Annotated in this window: 17 protein-coding genes; 5 read left to right on the top strand and 12 right to left on the bottom strand. The window is 64.8% G+C overall.

Annotated elements, in window-relative coordinates; all coding sequences use genetic code 11:
- The first annotated feature begins 106 nt into the window (after window positions 1-106).
- Entirely contained in the window at window positions 107-1057 is a 951-nt protein-coding gene (locus G3545_RS20445; protein WP_170015136.1) for a LysR family transcriptional regulator, read from the top strand.
- Window positions 1058-1184: 127 nt separating this feature from the next.
- On the opposite strand, the gene G3545_RS20440 is transcribed toward G3545_RS20445, so the two are convergent.
- The 5 genes from G3545_RS20440 to glcF are packed head-to-tail and all read right to left on the bottom strand — an operon-like array spanning window position 1185 to window position 7282.
- A complete protein-coding gene (locus tag G3545_RS20440; protein WP_170015134.1) occupies window positions 1185-1961 on the bottom strand; it encodes an SDR family oxidoreductase in 777 nt (258 codons plus the stop codon).
- Window positions 1954-2850: an alpha/beta hydrolase gene (locus G3545_RS20435; protein ID WP_170015132.1), complete on the bottom strand. Its 897-nt coding sequence runs from the start codon at window positions 2848-2850 to the stop codon at window positions 1954-1956. Before G3545_RS20435 ends, G3545_RS20440 begins: the two co-directional genes overlap by 8 nt.
- A gap of 60 nt (window positions 2851-2910) precedes the next feature.
- Window positions 2911-4170, bottom strand: a complete 1260-nt coding sequence (locus tag G3545_RS20430; protein WP_170015130.1) for a branched-chain amino acid ABC transporter substrate-binding protein — start codon at window positions 4168-4170, stop codon at window positions 2911-2913.
- A gap of 32 nt (window positions 4171-4202) precedes the next feature.
- Window positions 4203-5741 (bottom strand): FAD-binding oxidoreductase, encoded by a 1539-nt coding sequence (locus G3545_RS20425; protein ID WP_206151304.1) that lies wholly within the window; start codon window positions 5739-5741, stop codon window positions 4203-4205.
- Between the two features lie 11 nt (window positions 5742-5752).
- Window positions 5753-7282, bottom strand: coding sequence for a glycolate oxidase subunit GlcF (gene glcF, locus G3545_RS20420; protein ID WP_348644589.1), 1530 nt, complete (start codon window positions 7280-7282; stop codon window positions 5753-5755).
- On the opposite strand from glcF, the gene G3545_RS20415 reads away from it, so the two are divergent.
- Window positions 7232-8149 carry a LysR substrate-binding domain-containing protein gene (locus tag G3545_RS20415; RefSeq protein WP_170015128.1) on the top strand — a complete coding sequence of 306 codons (918 nt, stop codon included), beginning with the start codon at window positions 7232-7234 and terminating at the stop codon, window positions 8147-8149. The genes glcF and G3545_RS20415 overlap by 51 nt on opposite strands.
- 12 nt (window positions 8150-8161) lie before the next feature.
- On the opposite strand, the gene G3545_RS20410 is transcribed toward G3545_RS20415, so the two are convergent.
- From G3545_RS20410 to G3545_RS20380, 7 genes are all read right to left on the bottom strand, one after another.
- On the bottom strand, window positions 8162-8878 hold the full coding sequence (locus G3545_RS20410; protein WP_246702496.1) for an ABC transporter ATP-binding protein: 717 nt from the start codon (window positions 8876-8878) through the stop codon (window positions 8162-8164).
- Window positions 8875-9714, bottom strand: a complete 840-nt coding sequence (locus G3545_RS20405; RefSeq protein ID WP_246702495.1) for an ABC transporter ATP-binding protein — start codon at window positions 9712-9714, stop codon at window positions 8875-8877. The genes G3545_RS20410 and G3545_RS20405 overlap by 4 nt, the downstream gene beginning before the upstream one ends.
- A gap of 15 nt (window positions 9715-9729) precedes the next feature.
- Window positions 9730-11430, bottom strand: coding sequence for a branched-chain amino acid ABC transporter permease (locus tag G3545_RS20400; RefSeq protein ID WP_170015126.1), 1701 nt, complete (start codon window positions 11428-11430; stop codon window positions 9730-9732).
- Between the two features lie 4 nt (window positions 11431-11434).
- Window positions 11435-12517, bottom strand: coding sequence for a branched-chain amino acid ABC transporter permease (locus tag G3545_RS20395; RefSeq protein WP_170015124.1), 1083 nt, complete (start codon window positions 12515-12517; stop codon window positions 11435-11437).
- 125 nt (window positions 12518-12642) lie between these two features.
- Window positions 12643-13473, bottom strand: coding sequence for an aspartate dehydrogenase (locus tag G3545_RS20390; protein ID WP_170015122.1), 831 nt, complete (start codon window positions 13471-13473; stop codon window positions 12643-12645).
- Window positions 13474-13518: 45 nt separating this feature from the next.
- Window positions 13519-14070 (bottom strand): 3-hydroxyanthranilate 3,4-dioxygenase, encoded by a 552-nt coding sequence (locus G3545_RS20385; protein WP_170015120.1) that lies wholly within the window; start codon window positions 14068-14070, stop codon window positions 13519-13521.
- A gap of 40 nt (window positions 14071-14110) precedes the next feature.
- Entirely contained in the window at window positions 14111-15073 is a 963-nt protein-coding gene (locus tag G3545_RS20380; RefSeq protein ID WP_170015118.1) for a dihydrodipicolinate synthase family protein, read from the bottom strand.
- 301 nt (window positions 15074-15374) lie between these two features.
- Here G3545_RS20380 and G3545_RS20375 point away from each other — a divergent pair, with 301 nt between their 5' ends.
- The 3 genes from G3545_RS20375 (at window position 15375) to G3545_RS20365 (ending at window position 18775) form a co-directional block, all read left to right on the top strand.
- A complete protein-coding gene (locus G3545_RS20375; protein ID WP_170015116.1) occupies window positions 15375-16229 on the top strand; it encodes a transporter substrate-binding domain-containing protein in 855 nt (284 codons plus the stop codon).
- Window positions 16229-17305, top strand: a complete 1077-nt coding sequence (locus tag G3545_RS20370; protein ID WP_170015114.1) for a cytochrome c peroxidase — start codon at window positions 16229-16231, stop codon at window positions 17303-17305. The genes G3545_RS20375 and G3545_RS20370 overlap by 1 nt, the downstream gene beginning before the upstream one ends.
- A gap of 126 nt (window positions 17306-17431) precedes the next feature.
- Entirely contained in the window at window positions 17432-18775 is a 1344-nt protein-coding gene (locus G3545_RS20365; RefSeq protein ID WP_170015112.1) for an LLM class flavin-dependent oxidoreductase, read from the top strand.

The raw sequence follows: 18775 nt of genomic DNA, 5'->3' as shown, positions 1-18775 counted from the left end.
GACGGCGTCGCGAAAAGCCGATAGGCGCGAATCTGCACGACAGCGATCTATCGCTCAATTGTCATTTATGGTATTAATTGATCGTCAGTTATTATAGGTACGACGCATGAAGCTCGCGCTCAGGCATATCGAGGCGTTCCTTGCGGTCGCCGAGCACGGCAATTTTTCCACCGCCTCCCGGCACCTGCATGTCGCTCAGCCCGCTTTGTCGCAGGCGGTGAAAGACCTGGAGGCGGAACTCGGCGTGCGCCTGTTCGATCGGACCACTCGTCGCGTCGAGCTCACCGCCGCAGGCCTCGAATTCCAGGGGTCGACCTCGAAGATTCTCGAGGATCTTGAACACGCCGTCGAAAACGTTCGCGATCTGGCGACGCGGCGGCGCGGCCGCATCAGGGTTGCCGCGCCGCCGCTGCTGTCATCGGTGATCCTGCCGCAGGCCATAGCGGCGTTCCACCGCGACTATCCCGGCGTCGCGATCGAGCTGATCGACATCGGCACCGAAGAGATCGTCGCAAGCGTCGTTACCGGCAAGGCCGATTGCGGCCTGGGAACATTCTCGCCCAGCGAGGAAGGCATCGAGCGCACCTTGCTGATGCGCGACAACCTGATGATGTTCTGCTCGCCCGAGCATCCGGCTCATGATTTGACGACCGTCGCCTGGTCTGAACTTCGGGACCAACCGCTGATCGCGCTGACCCGGACCAGCGGCATTCGCCTGCTGATGGACATCGGCATCGAATCCGCGGGCATCTCGGCGAAGCCGGCTTTCGAAGTATCGCTGATAACGACGGCCCTTGCCCTGGTGGAAGCGGATCTCGGCGTTTCCGTGCTGCCGTCCTACGCGCTGGCCGCCGCTCGCCACTACGCCGTCATTGCGAGGCCGCTGGTCGATCCGGTGATCTCCCGCGACGTCGTCCTGATCCATGCCAGTGGCCGTTCGATCTCTCCTGCTGTCGCGACCTTCAGCGGGGTGCTGCGCAGCTACGCGCAAAAACTCACGCCAGCTCAGGGCGTGGCCGAAAACTCATCCCGGAAACCAAGAACCACGTCATCCTGAGGTGCTTGGGCAAAGCCCGAGCCTCGAAGGATGCTCATACCTGGTAAGCGTTGCCCTGCTTCAGCATCCTTCGAGGCTCGCTGCGCTCGCACCTCAGGATGACGTGGTTGCCTTTGAGGCCATCCCCTCACGGCCGCATATAATTCCCGCCATTCACGTCCATGATCATGCCGGAGATGAAGCTCGCGGCCGGCGCGCACAGGAAGGCGATCGGCCAGGCCACCTCCTCGGGCTGGGCCGCACGCTTCAAGGGCTGCTTGGCCAGGGCCGGGCGAAGATCGAGATCCTTCAGCATCGGCGTGTCGATCGTTCCCGGCGCGACGCCGTTGACCAGCACGCCAGAGGGCGTGTAGCGCGCCGCCAGATAGCGAACCAGGGTATGAAGCCCGCCCTTGGTGACCGCATAATGCGGGCCGACGCCCGGGAATGTGCCGCCGGTCAGGGCCGCGACCGAGCCGACCAACACCATCCGCCCGCTGCCCCTCGCCGCCATCCTGTCGGCGAAAGCACGCGCCAGGCGCATCGGCGCCTTGAGATTGGTATCGAGGGCGAGCGTGACTTCTCGCTCCCAATCATCGTGGTCCCAGTCGATCGGCCGGTAGATTCCCGCGCCGACGACGAGAGCATCGACGTCGCCCGCCCATGCGGCCAATTCATCCGGCGCTTCTGGCCGCGAAATATCGAGCTCCAGTCTCGCCGCGGGTTTCCCGTCCGAGACCAGTTCCGCCGACACTGCCTCGCAACTGCGAACGTCGGTCAGCAGCACCTCGGCACCGAGTGCAGAGCATGCGCGAGCAACCGCGGCGCCGATGCCGCCGGCAGCGCCGGTCACCAGAACCCGATTGCCCTCCAGGCTGAAAGCCTTGCGTGCGTGCGTGACCATGGTCTCGACCGTTTCAGGCATGGATGTCTCCTTTGGCTTGGTCACGGTGGCTTTCGAGCATGAAACGGGTGACTTGGCGGAACAGTGTCGTCTCAGGTTCGGCCAGCTTCAGCACGATGTCGAAGTGGTTGGTGTTGGCGTATTCGGTGCACGAGACCGTCGCGCCGGCGTCGATGCAGAGCTTTGCGTAATGCCGCGACTGCCGCTTGAACTCATCGGTGTCGGTTTGCGCAAAGGCGACATGCACGCGTGCCTGCGGCACGATGGGCAGCGCCACGGGACTGTTGCGCCTCGCCTGCGCCTTGCCAAGCTTCATCCAGTCATTGACATGGCAATGCCGCAGCGGTTCGAGGTCGAACAGCCCGCTCAGCAGCGTCGCGCTGCATATGAGACCGGATGGCAGTCCCTCAGTGGCTTGCCATTGCTCATCGAGCAGCATGGCGGCGAGGTGGGCTCCTGCGGAACTGCCGCAGATATGGATCCGCGTAGGGTCGAAACCCAATCGCGCCGCGTTGCGCCACAGCCAGACGATCGACAGTCGCGCCTGCCGCACGATCTCGCCGATAGGAACCAGTGGCGCGAGGCTGTAATTGATCGCGGCGACCGCAAAGCCGGCCTTGCACAGCGCCGGCGCCATGAAGCTCGATTCATCCTTCGACAGCGCGCGCCAGAAGCCGCCATGGATGAACACGAAGAGCGGCGCGCCGGCGTGAGGCACGAACAGGTCGAGCGTCTCGTCGGCGCCTGGTCCATAGGCGATGTCCACCTCGCCCTTCAGCGTCCGCTTGGCGGCACGGCTCAGCCTTGCATAGGCGTCGATGAAGATGTCGACGTCAGGCACCGTGCCGCGGGCGAAATATTCGCGGTCCAGCGCCTGCCGGTCCAGATTGCGATAGCTCGGTTTGGGCATGCTTGGTGTCCGGCGCCGACGCCTGGGTCCGCATCGCGCGGACCCAGGTCTTTCATTGGGTCAGGGATAGATCTTCTTGGGGTTCTTGCCGGGTTCGTAGGTCGACACGTCGGCATTGGTGTATTCATAGACTGCGTGATGGAACTGCGCGCAGTTGCCGAGCTTGTCGCAGCTGATCCGGCCGGAAAGTCCGTCGAACTGCGTGGCGAATACCGCGTCGCGCAGCGCTTTCTTGCCGATCAGCATGTCGCCATTGTCGTTGGTCACGGCGACCTTCTCGATGGCGTTGAGCGCGGCAGTGGCGGCGTCATAGGCGTTGGCGTGGTAGCCGGAGATCGGCGCCTCGCCATACGCCGCCTTGTACGCCTCGACGAACTTCGGATAGGCCTTGCCCAGCGCCTCCGGCGAGATGTCCTGGTAGGTGAACTGGAAGCCGACCACCGAGGAGCCGGCGGCCTGGATCAGGTCGGCCGACATCAGGCCATTGCTGCCGAGCAGGGAGGTTTTCTCCAGGCCGGGGACATCCTTCGCCTGGCGGATGATCTGCGAGGCCGCCGCCACGAAGATCGGCATATAGACGAGGTCGGGCTTCAGCGCCGCGACATTGGTCAGCAGCGGCTTCATGTCGACTTCGGTGGGGGTCGTGGCCTCCTGCGAGAGCACCGTCCCGCCCAGTTCCTTGAAGCGCCCGGCCATGACCGCCTGCAGCTGTTCCGCGAACGGGCTGCCGTCATGGATGGTGACGATCGACTTCTTCTTGAGGGTGTTGAAGACGTATTCGGCGTCGGCCTTCCCCTGGTCGAGATCATTGGGAATGGTGCGGACGAAGCCGTCATAGCCGGGCTTGCGATCGGGCGCGGTCAGCTTCGGCGCGGATGCCGAGGTCCCGATATTGGTGATGCCGGCTTTCCAGAGGATGGGGGCCGCCGCCGTCACCTCGCTGGAGCACGCCGAGCCGAGCACGATCACCGTCGCCGGATTCGCCGCAAGCTTGGTTGCCGCCGTCTGGCCGCCTTCGGGCGTGCAGAGCGAATCCTGGGCGTTGAGCTGAAGCTGGTGGCCGTCGATCTTGCCGCCCCGATCCTTGAAGGCCAGCTCGACGCCTCGCTTGGAATCGATGCCGAGCGCCGCGTCAGGCCCGGACAGCACCCAATAGCCGCCGATCTGGATCGGCGCGCCCTTCTGGATCTTTATCACTCCGAGCGGGTCGGAAACCGGGTCCGCCGCCATGGCCGGAGTGGCGACGACGCCAGCCAGCAGCAAGTGCAGGCCTGCCGCTCCCGCCCAGCCCGATACTTTCAAAGACGATAAGTTAGGCATCCGAATTCTCCCTCTGGTTTCGTTGTTCTGGATCAGTACCCGGCCGCAGCGTGCCCAATGCCGTACCGGCCCGGGGCGATGATGCCCCTGGGGTCGAGCACGTCCTTGATGGCGTCGCAGGTCTTCTTCGTCGCTTCGCTCAGCAGCGACATGTGAAGGTCCTGGTACCGGATGGGTGAGCGCCCGACCTGCAGTCCGAGATCGGTATAGGCGGCGACCAGTTCCCGGTAGGCCTGGTCGGCGGCGCGGTCTTCGTCGGCGACCGCACGGTTCCACAGCAGATGGTGCAGGCCACGTGCGAAGCGCGGGCCGCAGACATACATCTTCAGATATTCGAGGCCATGCGCGCGCAGGATCTCCCGTGACTTGCGGCTGGATTCGACGATCAGGTCGCGCTCCATCGGAACACCCGGCGTGAAGCCCGCCATGCCGCCGCCCGGACGCCATGCCAGCTGCTTCAGCTCGTGAACGCTGGGAACGCCGGCATAGGCGGCGACCGCCGCGGCCAGCGCCGGCATCTCCAGCGCTTCCTCGTGCGGGATGTAGCGTCCCTTGCCGAGGCTGGCGAAATGGTCGCGAACGCGATTGATCTGCGGGGCAAGGGCCTCGTGGCTGCCGCCATAGAAGGCGCCGGAAACCGTCCATGAGCCCAGGCCGTGCGCGCGTTGCAGGTCCTTGCGATCATCATCGCTCAGCGCCTGCCCGCTCACATAGTTCGGGTGCGGCCCCTCGGAGGCCAGCAGCCAGAGATCATTGCACAGCCGCATCATCGTCGGCACGAAGCCGGACAGCTTCAACGGCTTGATGGCGGCGACAATATCGCCGACATCGTCGTCATTCTCGAAGGTGAAGGCGAAGGAACGCACCACCGGCGGCTTCGGCATCAGCCAGAAACCCGCTTGGGTGACGATGCCGTAATTGGACTGGATGAACAGCCCATCGAGATGCGGGCCGTAGGAGTATTTCGACATGTGCCAGTTGCGGGCGCTCGCCAGCGCACCGTCACCGGTCCGCAGGATCTCGCCGCTGCCGAGGACGACCTCCAGGCCGCACGTCATCGAGAAATGATCGGCATAAGGCGTATAGCCGGCGCCCTTGTCGAGGGCGTTGCCGAGCACCGAGCCGGCGGGGGGGCCGGAGGTCACATCCGCCATGAACTTGCCGCCCAGCCGCTCCAGCTCGTCATGGAGCTGCTGATAGGAAACCCCGGGCTCGATGGTGGCGATGCCCATGTCTTCATTAATGTCGATGATGCGGTTCATCCGCCGGCCGAGATCGACGACGATCTGGTCGGAGCTGACCGGCGCGCGGCTGCCTTGCGAGATGTTGTTGCCATTGCTGATCGGAAAGATCGGCGTGCCGGTATCGTTCGCCGCCTTCACGATGGCGACGATCTCGGCCTTCGTGCCCGGATAAAGCACCGCCGGCGGCGGCAGATCCGGCCCCGGCAGCGTCGTCTCGCCATAGCGGCTCACCGTCGCTTCCGACGTGTGAACCCATTCATCGCCGAGGACGCCGCGCACGATGTCGAGGAATTGCTGCGTCTGGGGTGGTAGGTTCGGCTTGCTCAACATCGGTTCTGTCACCAAAAGGCGCCTTCGGGGGCAGCGGTGAGTGCCGCCTCCCGGGAGGGCGTCAAATCTGCGGTTTCGGGGGAGAGATCGCGGCCGCGAAGCGCCGCCGGTCGTGGGCCACCGGTCGCCCAGTCGAGCAGTTCGACGGTGTGGACGGCCGGCAGCTCGGAATAGTGGCCGATCTGGGTGAGGCAGCCGAGATTGCCGGCGCAGAGAATATCGGCGCCCGTCGCCCCCACATTCGCCGCCTTGCGCTGGCCGAGCCGCGCCGCCAGCTCCGGCTGCAGCATGTTGTAGGTTCCCGCCGAGCCGCAGCAGAAATGCCGCTCCGGGATATCGTGGACCTTGAAGCCCGCGCGCTTCAGCAAGGCCCTGGGCTGGCTGATGACCTTCTGGCCGTGCAGCATCGAGCAGGCATCGTGATAGGCGACCCGATAGGCCATGTTGCCGGTTGCCGGCTGGAGCGGCAGCTTGTGGAGTAGCTCGGAGATATCGCGCGTGAGGCCGGCGACCCGGGTCGCGGCCGCCGACATCTGCCGATCGGCGGCGAACAAATGGCCATAGTCCTTGACCGTCGTTCCACAGCCCGAGGCGGTGATGACGACGGCGTCGACCTCGTCGCTTTCCAGCTCCGCCTGCACCGCGGCGATCACCTGGCGGGCGGCCGCTCGCGCCTTGTCTTCCTTGCCCATATGCAGCGTGAGGGCACCGCAGCAGCCCCCGGCGCCGAGCGTCACAACTTCCACGCCATGGCGCGTCAGCAGCCGGATCGCCGCATCATTGATATGCTGCGCCACCACCTGCTGGACGCAGCCGAGATGCAGGATGACCCGCGAGCGGCGCTCGCCCTCGGCCGCGAACACCTGGCGTTTCGTTACGGCAGCAACCCGTGCTCCGGTGGGAGCGAGCTCCAGCATGGCGCGCAGCCGCCCGGTGAAGATGTGCTTCAGCGGCTGGGCAAGCGAGGCCATCCACAGCGCCGCGGTCAGCGCTTTCGGGTTCGGCAGGATCCCGGCCAGCGCCGTGCGGATGAAGCGATCAAACAACGGCCGATCATAGGTCTTCTCGATATGCACTCGCGCCCGGTCGATCAGATGCGCGTAGTCCACCTTGGCGGCGCAGGTCGTCATGCAGGACAGGCAGGAAAGACAATTGTCGAGATGCTGCACCGTCTCCTTCTTCGGAGCGGCGTTGGACGCGAGCATGTCCTTGATCAGGTCGATACGCCCGCGCGGCGATTCGTTCTCGTCGCCGAGGAGCACATAGGTCGGGCACGTATTGGTGCAGAAGCCGTAGTGCACGCAGGTCTTGATGATCGCGTTGGCTTCGGCCAGTTCGGCGCCCTTCATGGTCACGTCCGTCTGCATGGTTTCACGCCTGCTCCGCTGAACGATCAGCGACGAGACGAACGTTAGGCGGCCCTTTAGCATATGGAAAATATGCATTAAGTATCGCAGTGATCTGAAAATCAGATCATGGAGGATGCGATGAACCTGAGGCAGCTGCGCTACTTCGTGGCCGTGTGCGACGAGCAGCATTTCCGCCGCGCCGCCGAGAAGCTGAACGTCTCGCAGCCGCCATTGAGCCAACAGATCAAGGAGTTGGAGCTAGAGCTCGGGGTCCGGCTGCTCGAGCGTTCCAACCGCGCGGTGGAGCTGACGCCGGAGGGATCGCTGTTCCTGCGGCGCGCGCGGGCGATCCTCGACAGCGTGGAGGAAGCCCGCCACGAGATGCATAATTATTCCGCCACCGGCGGCGGCATCAATATCGGCTATATGAGCGCCGCAATGGCTTCGAGCCTGCCGCCGATACTCTCCGCGCTGCGGGAAGACAGCAGAGGGGCGATAACCTTCAAGCTGCGGCAGCTCGACCCGGAATCGCAGCTGAGGTCCGTGGCGCGCGGCGAGCTCGATGTCGGCTTTGCCAGCTTCTCGGCGCGCCCGGCGCCGATCTCGATCGACGACAAGTTCCTGGTGATCGAGCGGGCCTGGCAGGAGCGCCTCAAGGTCGCGCTCCCGCATGGCCATCCGCTCGCCGGCAAGACAGTGATCAGCTTGGACCAGCTCAATGACGAGAAGCTGATCATCATGGCACGCAACCCGTTGCCGGGCTTCTTCGATCAGGTCATCAGCCTCTGCTACAATGCCGGCGTGGCCATGAACATCGTCTATGAGGCGACCCAGATGCCCGAAGTCATGACCATGGTCGCGGCGGGCTACGGCATCTCGTTCGTGCCGGAGCGGTCATCGATGCTTTGGGAGCGCCAGCTCGCGCTGATTCCGCTCTCGCAAAGCCCGACCACAGACGTTTCCGTGATGTACCGGGCCGACAATACGTCCCCGGTACTCACGCGCTTCAAGCAACTCCTCAAGAAGATCTATGCCGACGGGCCTTCCGAGAACTGACGGCGCCCGTAGCTATCCCAGATACGCCGAGCGAACGCGTTCATCGTGCAGCAGCGAGGTGCCGCTGCCTTCGAGCACGATGCTGCCGCTTTCCATCACATAGGCATTCGCCGCGATCTTCAGGGACAAGCTGGCATTCTGCTCGACCAGCAATATCGACATGCCCTGGGCGTTGATCTTGCTGATGGTATCGAACACGAAATCCACCATCACCGGCGAAAGGCCCATGCTGGGCTCGTCGAGCAGCAGGAGCTGCGGCTTCGACATCAGCGCGCGCGCCATCGCCACCATCTGCTGCTCGCCGCCGGAAAGCGTGCCGGAGACCTGCCCGATGCGCTCGCGCAGCCTCGGGAACAGATCCATCATGCGCTCGCGATCCTCCGCGATGCCCTTGCGGTCGCTGCGCCGATAAGCGCCCATGCGGAGGTTCTCATCCACCGTGAGCTTGGCGAACAGTTTCCGCCCCTCCGGCACATGGGCGACCCCCGATCGGGCGATCATGTGCGCCGGCGTCTGCGCGAGGTTTCTGCCGGCGAAATAGATGCTGCCCGACCTCGGCCGGAGAATGCCGCTGATGGTGCGCAACAGTGTGCTCTTGCCGGCGCCGTTGGCGCCGATGAGCGTGACGATCGCGCCCTTGTCGACGCGCATCGACACGCCCCGCAAGGCCTCGATCTGGTCGTAGAAGACATGCAAATCGGACACCTGCACCAGGGGCTCATTGTTCACGCCAGTTCCTCCTGACGATGCGCGGCGCGACCGAGATACGCCGCGATCACCGCGCCATCCTTCTTGACCTCCGCCGGCAGCCCCTCCGCGATCTTCACGCCATGGTCGAGCACGGTGACCTTGTCCGACACCCGCATGACGAGGCGCATCTGGTGTTCGATGAGAACGATGGTGATGCCGAAGGTTTCCCGGATGCGCAGGATGAAATGCATCATCTCGGTGATTTCGTGCGGATTCATGCCGGCGGTCGGCTCGTCCAGCATCAGCAGCTTCGGCTTCATACAGAGCGCCCGGCCGATTTCCAGCCGCCGCTGGTCGCCATAGGACAGGTTGCGCGCCAGCATGTCGCCGCGGCCCGACAGGCCGACGAAAGCCAGCATCTCGCAGGCCTCGGCATGGGCGCGCGCTTCGTCCTGCCGGCAATGGGCGGAGTTCAGGATCGCCTCCCACCATCGCGACTTGAGATGAAGGTGCATTCCTACCAGCAGGTTCTCGATGGCGGTGATGCCGTGAAACAGCCGGATGTTCTGGTAGGTCCGGGCAATGCCGGCGGCGGCCACCCGATCCGGCGTCAGCCCATCCAGTCTTTGCCCGGCAAAATGGATGGCGCCGGAGGTGATCCGGTATCCCTGCATGATGCAGTTGAACAGCGTGGTCTTCCCCGCACCGTTGGGGCCGATGATGCTGTGGATCGAGCCCTGCTCCACGCCGAGGCAAATCTGGTTCAGTGCCGTCAGGCCACCGAACTTCATCGTCACGTCGGTGGCCTGCAGCAGCGCCGGAGAGGGTTCGACCATTACCGCGCGATCGACAGCTTGCTTGGTATCGATGGACATATTCATGGTCCTTGCTCAGGCCTCCGCGCGCAGTTCGCGACGACGCTGCGGAGACGGCCAGAGCCCCTCGGGACGCACGCGCATGACGATGATCAGCAGCGCTCCATAGAAGAGATAGCGATACTCCTCGAACTCCCGCAGCACTTCCGGCAGGCCGATCAGCACGATGGCGCCGACGATCACGCCCGGCAGGCTGCCCATGCCGCCGACGATCAGCAAAGCCAGCACATTGATCGAGATAAGCAGGCTGAAGCTGTGCGGATAGACCGAGGTCAGCATGGTCGCGAAGATCGCTCCGGCCAATCCCGCGAAGGCAGCTCCCAGCCCATAGGCCAGCAGCTTCGATTGCACGAGATTGATGCCGAGCGCCTGGGCGACGTCCTCGTCGTCGCGTATCGCCGTCCAGGCGCGACCGAGCCGCGAACCCTCCAGGCGCCATGCGACATAGGCGGCGATGAGGACGAAGACGAGCGTCAGGTAGAACAGGTAGACCGGGTCCGCCAGTTCGAAGCTGCCGATGCTCGGCTTCGGGATCTGAAGTATTCCCTGGGCACCGCCGAGGAACGGTTTCGCCGCGTCCGAGATGACCAGCACGCGGACGATCTCGCCGAGGCCAAGGGTAGCGACGGCCAGGTAGTCACCCTTCACGCTGAGCACCGGGAGGCCGAACAGTACGCCCACCGTTGTCGCCGCGAGCACGGCAAAGGGCAGCGCCGTCCAGAAACTCAGGGCCGGCAGGAAAGTGTAGTGCGCCAGCGCGTAGTCACTGTCGGCGGTCAGCAAGGCGATGGTGTAGGCGCCCACCGCGAAGAAGGCGACGAAGCCCAGGTCCAGCAGACCGGCCAGCCCCACCTCGATGTTCAGCCCCATGCCCATCAGGACGAACAGCGAGACCAGCATCATCACCTGGCCGATATAGGAACCGGCCACCACCGGGAACAGCACGAGCACGCCGAGCAGCACGAGCGCGTTGAGCAACTGGTTGCGCGACTGCGAGGCCGGGTCTTCCGTGTCGCCCGATCGTCTGCGGCGCTTCATCCGGCCAGCCAGCCAGCAGATGGCGCAGGCCGCAATGAAGACGATCGCCGCACCCTGCATCGTCAGGCCGCCCCAGACATAGAGCGCCTCCCGAATGGCCGACACCGGCCAGCCGAAACGCAGCGAAATCTGGATCAGTTCCTGAAACACGCCGGCGATGAGCACGGCCACCAGGCCGTAGGTGATGCCGCGCCGAAGCCCACTCGGTAATGCGGTCAGCACGGCGCCGGCGACCGCGGCGGCCACGCTTGCCACCAGTATGATCACGCTGCCACCGACCGCACCCTCGCCGAACGTCAGGGTACGGAGCAGGTCGGCGGACAGCGCCGTGAACATCCAGCGCAGGCTGAGGGTGGACATCAGCCACACCAGGGCCACCAGGCAAAGCCCGGCGATCAGGCCGGCGCAGATCACCTGGATCGTCCGCCCCGCGAGGGCCAGGCCGGAGCGGCTCCAGACATAGGCGCCGCAGGCTCCGGAAAGCGCCGCCAGGAAGACATGGCCGAGCGTGACCGCATCGACGATGACGTAGCGCCCGGCAAACAAACCGAGTATCCCGACCGCCGCCGCATACACCGCCAGGATGCCTGCAATCGCGCCGGCCTTCAGCGGGAGCGTGGCGTTTGCCGAGAGGAGGCCGCCTGTCCGCGGCACCGACAATTCTTGGACGTGTTCCACTTCCCTACCCCTTTTTCTTGGTGAGACGCTCGCCGAAGAGCCCATAGGGACGGAAGATCAGCACGGCGATCAGCAAGGTGAACGCGATCAGGTCGCGCATCTGGTACGGCGCCGGCACGCCCAGCCCATCGAGCAGCAGCGACGGCCCGAGCGACTCGCAGAGCCCGAGGAAGATACCGCCGATCATCGCGCCGGGCAGATTGCCGATCCCGCCAAGGACCGCTGCGCCGAACGCCTTGATGCCGGGCGTGAAGCCCATGAAGAAATAGACCTGCTTGAAGACCAGGCCGAACAGCACCCCGGCAATGCCGCCGACGGCGCCGCCAAGGGCGAAGGTGAAGGTCACGACCTTGTTGACGTCGACCCCCATGAGCGTCGCGGTGTCCACGTCCTCGGAAACCGCGCGCATCGCGGTGCCCATGCTGGTCTTGTGGACGATGATGTAGAGGCCGAGCATCACGATGAGCGCGCTGGCGACCACCAGGACCTGCACCGCCGGCACATTGAATCCGAGCAGCGAGACCGGTGCACGCAGCCATGCCGGATCGGGGTAGGAGCGCAGGCCGGCGCCGAAGAAGCCGCGGAATGACTGCTGGAGGAAGAACGACACGCCGATTGCACAGATCAGCGGCGCGAGGCCGCGCACATAGCGGAACGGTCGATAGGCCAGGCGCTCGGTCAGCACCGCGATCCCTGCGGACACGACCATCGCAACGGCGAGGATCGCCGCGAAGGCAAGGACCGGATGTGCGTTCAGCGCGCCGGAGCGATCCAGCGACGCAGCAACGAAATAGCCTGCGAACGAGCCGGCCATCATGATGTCGCCATGGGCGAAATTGATCAGCCGCAGCACGCCATAGACCATGGTGTAGCCGAGCGCGATCAGTGCGTAGACGCTGCCGATGGTGATGCCGAAGGCGATCAGGTCGACCCATTGGTCGGCGGAGTAGCGATCCTTCAGGACCGACGCCGCGATGCCGAACACCAGGATGGCCGTGATGCCGATCCGCAATACCCAGGATGTCACACTGCCGAAAGTGATGGTCCTGCGCCAGCGTGGCTCAGCCGTAGTATCTGCGATGGTCATACGCGTTCCCTCCCGGCGCACGATCCCTTGACGACAGCCGTAGGGGGTTGAAATTCAACAAGCCCCTCTGGTCGCCACGGAACTCTTCTGTTCTCAACGAATACATCCACTGCACTGTTGGCCGACTAGACGACGAGCGGGCCGACATACGATTCAAGCAATCGGACCAGGCTGAGTGCCGTCATGTCCGACGTCTTGGGATTGGATGGCATGGCCTCGTTCTCGATACTCAGGCGAAGCTCTCCGAAGGCGCCGCGCGCCCCGATCTCATGCCGGTTACGGCGCAGCGACGGATCTGCCACCAACCGGACCCGGGTGCCATCGAGGCCGATGCCGGCGAGGGACGATAGGACGGCGGCATTCGCATTCATAGGATAGGCTGCCGCCACCTGCCGCGCCGATCCCTCGAACAGTGTCGTCGCCTCCGCGAGCGTCGCCAGGTCGACGACGGCCGCCGCCGCGGTGCCGTTCCAGGCCGCCGGCGGCTTGGCGATGGTGTGGGTCACGCTCTCCATCGCAAGCAGCGAAGCCCCCGACAGCGCCTGCAAACCGCCGAGCGCTCCCGGCGCAATGACGAGCTGGCTGTTGCAGGCACGGGCGGTCTCCAGCAGCGCTGCGAGCAGCGCGTCGTCGGTGAACGCGCTGGCGGAACACACCACGAATCGGGGCGCGCACCGCAACGCGGCCTCACCCCATTGCGAGACCGCATCGCGACTTGCGACTTCCACCACGACATCCGGCCGGATCGCTGCCAGCTCGCCCGGATCCTCCAGGCGTTGCACGCGCGCGGGCCACCAAAGCTGGGCCGGCGTGCCAGGCTGAACCCCGATCGCCACCAGTTCGACCGGATGGTCCGGGTTTGCCGCGATCAGCTCGGCGACCCGCCGGGAGATCGCCCCCGAGCCGATCAGGCACAGCCGCAATCCGCGGTGGTATTCCGTGTCCTCAATCGCCATTGCCGGCAGCGGTATGCTTGGCCTATTCACGTGCCGATCCCCCGATCAGAGGACGACCCATCCCTTGGGCGGAACCTTGCCGGGATGGATGCTGCCGCAATGGCTGCAGGTGCGCGCCGCCTCGTCGGCATAGAACGCCTGGTAGATCGGCGGCAGGTCCCTCACGATGCTCTTGAGCGTTACCTCGACCCGCTTGACCAGGCCGTTGCACTCGAAGCAATACCATTCGAAGGCGTCGAGCTGGCCGGGGTCGCGCTTCGGCTCGACCACCAGTCCGATCGAGCCTTCCTGCGGGCGCTGCGGGGAATGCCGGACATGCGGCGGCAACAGGAAGATTTCGCCTTCGCGGATCGGCACGTCGTAGAACTCGCCATTGTCGACGACCTTCAGCACCATGTCGCCCTTGAGCTGGTAGAAGAATTCCTCGACAGAATCGTCGTGATAGTCGGTCCGCTGGTTCGGACCACCCACGACCGTGACCATAAGATCGGCGTCCTCCCAGATCTGCTGATTGCCGACCGGCGGCTTCAACAGATGCTGGTGCTCGTCAATCCATTTGGAGAAGTTGAAGGCGCTCAGTCGCCCGGTTCTGGCCATCGTTCGCTGTCCTCTCTAACGTTCTTCAGTATCGATTGCTTCAGTGTCGATCGACGTTCAAACCGCAGGCTTCGAACGCCTGCTGGGTGAGCCTGCGCTCCTCCGGGGTCAGTGCCAGCAGCGGCGGCCGCACGGCTCCACCGATTTGTCCGAGCAATTCCTGCCAGAACTTCTGGTGCGCATGCGGCTTCTCGGCCGGGCGCGTCGCCCGCAGCGCCTCCCTCACCGGATCCAGGCTATCGCGAACCGCGCGCGCCGCCGATGCCTCGCCGGCGAACGCCAGATCGGTGTAGCGGCGCATCCGAAGATCATTGGCGGTTTGCAGCAGATAGGGCGGCGACGAGCAGAGATAGAGTTGCCAGCCCAGCTCGAGGATATTGTCCAGCCACTCCTCTTCGGAGGCGGTGCTGACAAGGATGCGGTCGCCGGCGAGCCTGGTCAGCTCGACATACATGTCGCGCGGGACGCTATACTTGATGGCGACGACATTCTCGATGTCGGCAAGCCGCGAGCAGAGCTGCGGCGACAGCAGATAGCCGCTGTCCGGATGGCTCCACAGCGCAATGCCGATATCGACCTGCTCGGCAATTGTCCGGTAGTAGTTGAAAACCGTCTCGTCGTGCGCCTTGAAGAAGTGCAGGACCGGCGCGTGCACCACGATATAGTCGGCGCCGGCGCGCTGCGCGTGCTTGGCCAGATCGATGACCACGTCGAGATTCTGGTCGGAGCACGACATGATGGTCTGTGCCCGGCCGGCACAGGCATCGATGGCGATCTCCAGACTGCGCTTCCGCTCCTCGACCGACATCGAGAAGAATTCGCCCTGCTTGCCCGCGATGAAGAATCCGTCGATCTTGAGATCGCTGATCCAGTGCTCGTAATTGCGGCGCGCGCCCGCTTCATCGATCGCGAGGTCGGCGGTGAACGGCGTGAGCGCAGCCGCCCAGATGCCGCGCATCGTCTCGCGCGAATGACGCTTCGCATCCTGCTTGGTGTATTTCATCGAGTGACTCGCTTAGGTCCATTAGAGACCAGTTCCCGTCACCCAACCGTACCCCGACCTATATCTCAATCCGCTATATTCTTATTATGTAATAAGCCAATCCTATAAATAGGCCTGATTGGCTGCGTGGTTCCAAGCGCGCACGATGAGGCCGCGCGGGAAGATCCTTGCCCGTGCAAGCACGGCTTCGGTGAAAACATCCACGCGTGACACTCGTTCGGGAAGATAAATCTTCCGCATCCGATGCAAGCTTGGCGGCGAGTGCCATGCGGCACGCCGGATGGCGTCACGGATCGTGCATATGCAAGACGAAGAAAGATCAGTACGGACCGGGCGTCCGCGTCACATCCGCCTGGTGCGGGGACTTGCCGCCGCAGCGCTGGCAGGCCTGGCGCTGGCCGTACCGATACGCACGCTGGCGACAGGAATCGCGCCGCCCGAGCCTCCTATTATCCGCATCGGCGTTCCCTATGTGCCGCTGCCGACAGCCACTCCGGAAGCCCGCCTCTATACCGAAGAAGGCTTCGAGCTCGACCTTGCCGCCGAGATCGGCAGGCACCTCGGCAAGAAGGTAGAACTCGTCGAGGTCTCAGATGAGGCAGGCGCCGCCACGCTCGACGCCGGCCGGATCGACGCGCTGCTGGCCCGGATAGGCGACGAGGATCCGCGCTTTTCCGCCGTCGAGATCGTGCCGGCCGGATACGCCTCCGGCCTGTCTGTGGCGATGCGCTCTGACACCAATGTCCAGTCATGGCAGGATCTCGCCGGAAAGACGGTATGCGTCGCGCAGGCCAATCGGCAGGCGCAACGCCTCGCCGAGGCTGCCGGGGCCAAATTGCTGGTCCGGCGGGTACCGGCGCTGTCGCTGGTCGGGGTGCGCACCGGGGAATGCGACGCCGCAATCCATGATGCGCTGCTGCTCGATCGCCTGTTCACGGACGAGCAATGGAAGAAATTCTCCGCCACCTTGCCGCCGAGGGACCCGACGCGGCTGGTCGTGCTGTTGCCGCGGGCACAGGGCCGGCTGTTCGACCGGGTGCGCGGCGCCGTCGAGGAGATGGCGCATGCGAGCGAGTGGACCGCACGTCGGAACAATTGGGTCACGACGGTCGCATTCGAGGTCTATCTCGATCAGGACGCGCCGGATTGCCATTGATGGGTGTGCGGGGCGGCGCCCTCGGCCTGCTCGCACTCGTCTTGCTGACCGGCTGGAACGTACCCGACCCGTCTGACGCTGAGCGACTCCGGGCGCTCTATTCGGGGCCGGTCTCGACCTGGCCGGCGCCGACCATCGATGACGGCATCGACTTCGTGGAATTCGGCGCGCTGGAGCTGAAGTCCGTGCTGGATGCCGGCAAGGCTGCACTCGGACGCCGGCTGTTCCATGATCCGACGCTGTCGCGAACCGGCGACAAGGCGTGCGCAAGTTGTCACGACGCCAACCTTGGCTGGTCCGACGGGCGTCCGGTCGCGGCGGGGATGGACCCGGCCAGGGGCGCGCGCAATGTGCCGTCGCTGTTCAGTGCCGCCTATCGCCGGGAATGGGGATGGGACGGGCGCGGCAGTTCGCTGGCCACCCAGTCATTGCGGCCGCTGACGCATCCGGACGAGATGGCCAATGCGGACGTGGCGTCGGTGGTAAGCCGGCTTGGCGAGAGCGAAGCCTACCGGTCGTCATTCGCCGCAATCTATGGCGACCCGACGATCACAGCCGATCGGCTTGCCGATGCATTGGCGGCGTTCCAGTCCGGACTGGAGGAGCCAACGCGCTTCGACGCCTTCCTGCGCGGCGACAGCGCCAGCCTGAGCGATCAGGAGATACGCGGGCTGCACCTGTTCCGCACCAAGGCCCGCTGTGCCAATTGTCATATCGGCCCGCTGCTGACGGATGAGCGCTTCCACAATCTCGGCCTGTCGGCCTTCCGCGAGAAGAGCCAGGATCTCGGGCGCCATCTCGTCACCGGCAGGCCGGAGCATGCCGGCCAGTTCCGCACGCCGAGCCTCAGGCATGTCGCCCGCACCGCGCCCTACATGCACAGCGGACTGTTCGCTTCATTGGCAGGCGTCGTGAATTTCTATGCCCGCGGCGGCGGCGACGTATGGGCGCGCAATGCGCGGGAGGCGCAGGCGCCGCTGTACAGGGAAGCCGCGCGGATCGCGACGCCGATCCGCCCGCTCGATCTCGACACCGGGGAACGCGCCGCACTGGTGGCCTTCCTGAACGCGATCTAGCTTATTCTATAATTTCTAGAGATTATATTGACAACAGGGTATCGGCGATGCTGACGTAAGGACCGGGACGTCGTCGCCGCCAGGCGATGGCGCCGGTTTCAGCGGATCAGCATGCGGTGGAGCGTCATGGGCAATAAGCGGCAGCTGTCTCTCAATGTCTTCGTGTACCCGGGCGGGCACCATGAAGCGGCATGGCGCTACGAGGGCTCGGACATCTCGACGCTGTACGACATCGCCTATTATCAGGAATTGGCGAAGCGGGCCGAAGCTGCGCATTTCGATGCGCTGTTCTTCGCCGACGGTCCGGTGCTTGCCGACAATATCCGCTACGCGCCGCGCTCCCGGGTCGAGCCGATCACCTGGCTGTCCGCGATCGCGGGCGTCACCTCGCATATCGGGCTGATCGCCACGGCGTCGACCACCTATTTCGAGCCGTACAACCTTGCCCGGCTGTTCGCCTCGCTCGACCACATCAGCAAGGGACGCGCCGGCTGGAACATCGTCACGACATCGGCCGGACAGGCAGCGCAGAATTTCGGCCTCCCCGAGCATCCGCCCCACGCCGAGCGCTATGACCGCGGTACCGAATTCGTCGAGGTCGTCGGCAAGCTGTGGGACAGCTGGGAGGACGATGCCGTCGTCGCCGATCCGGCATCCGGCCTGTTCGCTGACACCGACAAGATCCACGCCATCGACCATGTCGGCAAATACTTCAGGGTCAAGGGCGCGCTGAACACGCCGCGCATCCCTCAGGGCCGGCCGGTCTATGTGCAGGCCGGCTCGTCCGAGGATGGTCGCTCTTTCGCCGCACGCTATGCCGAGGCGATCTTCACCGCGCACCAGACGCTGGGAAGCGCGCAGGCATTCTATGCCGACATCAAGCGCCGCGCCGCCGTGCTCGGCCGCCGGCCGGAGCACATCAAGGTGCTGCCGGGGCTGAGCCCGTTCATCGGCAGCACCGAGGCCGAGGCGCGGCGGCTGGAGGAGAGCTTCAACGAGCTGATCCAGCCGGAATACTCGCTGGACCAGCTCAAGCGCATGACCGGGCTCGATCTCGCTGCCTATGATCTCGACGGACCCTTCCCGCGCCACCTGCTGGACCTCGACGGCCGCATCGCCAGCGCCAGCCGCTTCCAGCTGATCCTCGACATCATCGAGCGCGAAAATCCCACCATCCGCCAGCTCATCAACCGGCTGGCCGGCGGGCGCGGGCATTTCGTGCTGACCGGCACGCCGGAGCTGATCGCCGACCAGATCCAGCTCTGGTTCGAGAACGGAGCCGCCGACGGCTTCAACATCATGCCACCCTGGCTGACCGGCGGCTTCGACATCTTCGCCGCGGAAGTAGTGCCGATCCTGGTCAAGCGCGGCCTGTTCCGCGAGCGCTATGAAGGCCGCACGCTGCGGGATCATTACGGCCTGCCGCGGCCGGAAAGCCGCTTCGCCGGCGACACCCGCGCGAGCGCCTGA

The sequence above is a fragment of the Starkeya sp. ORNL1 genome (genome assembly GCF_012971745.1).
Taxonomy (GTDB): Bacteria; Pseudomonadota; Alphaproteobacteria; order Rhizobiales; family Xanthobacteraceae; genus Ancylobacter.
This window is presented reverse-complemented; position numbering and strand designations above follow the sequence as displayed.

Bases quoted from the DNA above. Each gene is read 5' to 3' on its own strand.
- G3545_RS20445 (WP_170015136.1), top strand. From the start codon at position 107: ATGAAGCTCGCGCTCAGGCATATCGAGGCGTTCCTTGCGGTCGCCGAG.
- G3545_RS20440 (WP_170015134.1), bottom strand. From the start codon at position 1,961: ATGCCTGAAACGGTCGAGACCATGGTCACGCACGCACGCAAGGCTTTC.
- G3545_RS20435 (WP_170015132.1), bottom strand. From the start codon at position 2,850: ATGCCCAAACCGAGCTATCGCAATCTGGACCGGCAGGCGCTGGACCGC.
- G3545_RS20430 (WP_170015130.1), bottom strand. From the start codon at position 4,170: ATGCCTAACTTATCGTCTTTGAAAGTATCGGGCTGGGCGGGAGCGGCA.
- G3545_RS20415 (WP_170015128.1), top strand. From the start codon at position 7,232: ATGAACCTGAGGCAGCTGCGCTACTTCGTGGCCGTGTGCGACGAGCAG.
- glcF (WP_348644589.1), bottom strand. From the start codon at position 7,282: ATGCTGCTCGTCGCACACGGCCACGAAGTAGCGCAGCTGCCTCAGGTT.
- G3545_RS20405 (WP_246702495.1), bottom strand. From the start codon at position 9,714: ATGTCCATCGATACCAAGCAAGCTGTCGATCGCGCGGTAATGGTCGAA.
- G3545_RS20395 (WP_170015124.1), bottom strand. From the start codon at position 12,517: ATGACCATCGCAGATACTACGGCTGAGCCACGCTGGCGCAGGACCATC.
- G3545_RS20390 (WP_170015122.1), bottom strand. From the start codon at position 13,473: ATGGCGATTGAGGACACGGAATACCACCGCGGATTGCGGCTGTGCCTG.
- G3545_RS20385 (WP_170015120.1), bottom strand. From the start codon at position 14,070: ATGGCCAGAACCGGGCGACTGAGCGCCTTCAACTTCTCCAAATGGATT.
- G3545_RS20380 (WP_170015118.1), bottom strand. From the start codon at position 15,073: ATGAAATACACCAAGCAGGATGCGAAGCGTCATTCGCGCGAGACGATG.
- G3545_RS20375 (WP_170015116.1), top strand. From the start codon at position 15,375: ATGCAAGACGAAGAAAGATCAGTACGGACCGGGCGTCCGCGTCACATC.
- G3545_RS20370 (WP_170015114.1), top strand. From the start codon at position 16,229: ATGGGTGTGCGGGGCGGCGCCCTCGGCCTGCTCGCACTCGTCTTGCTG.
- G3545_RS20365 (WP_170015112.1), top strand. From the start codon at position 17,432: ATGGGCAATAAGCGGCAGCTGTCTCTCAATGTCTTCGTGTACCCGGGC.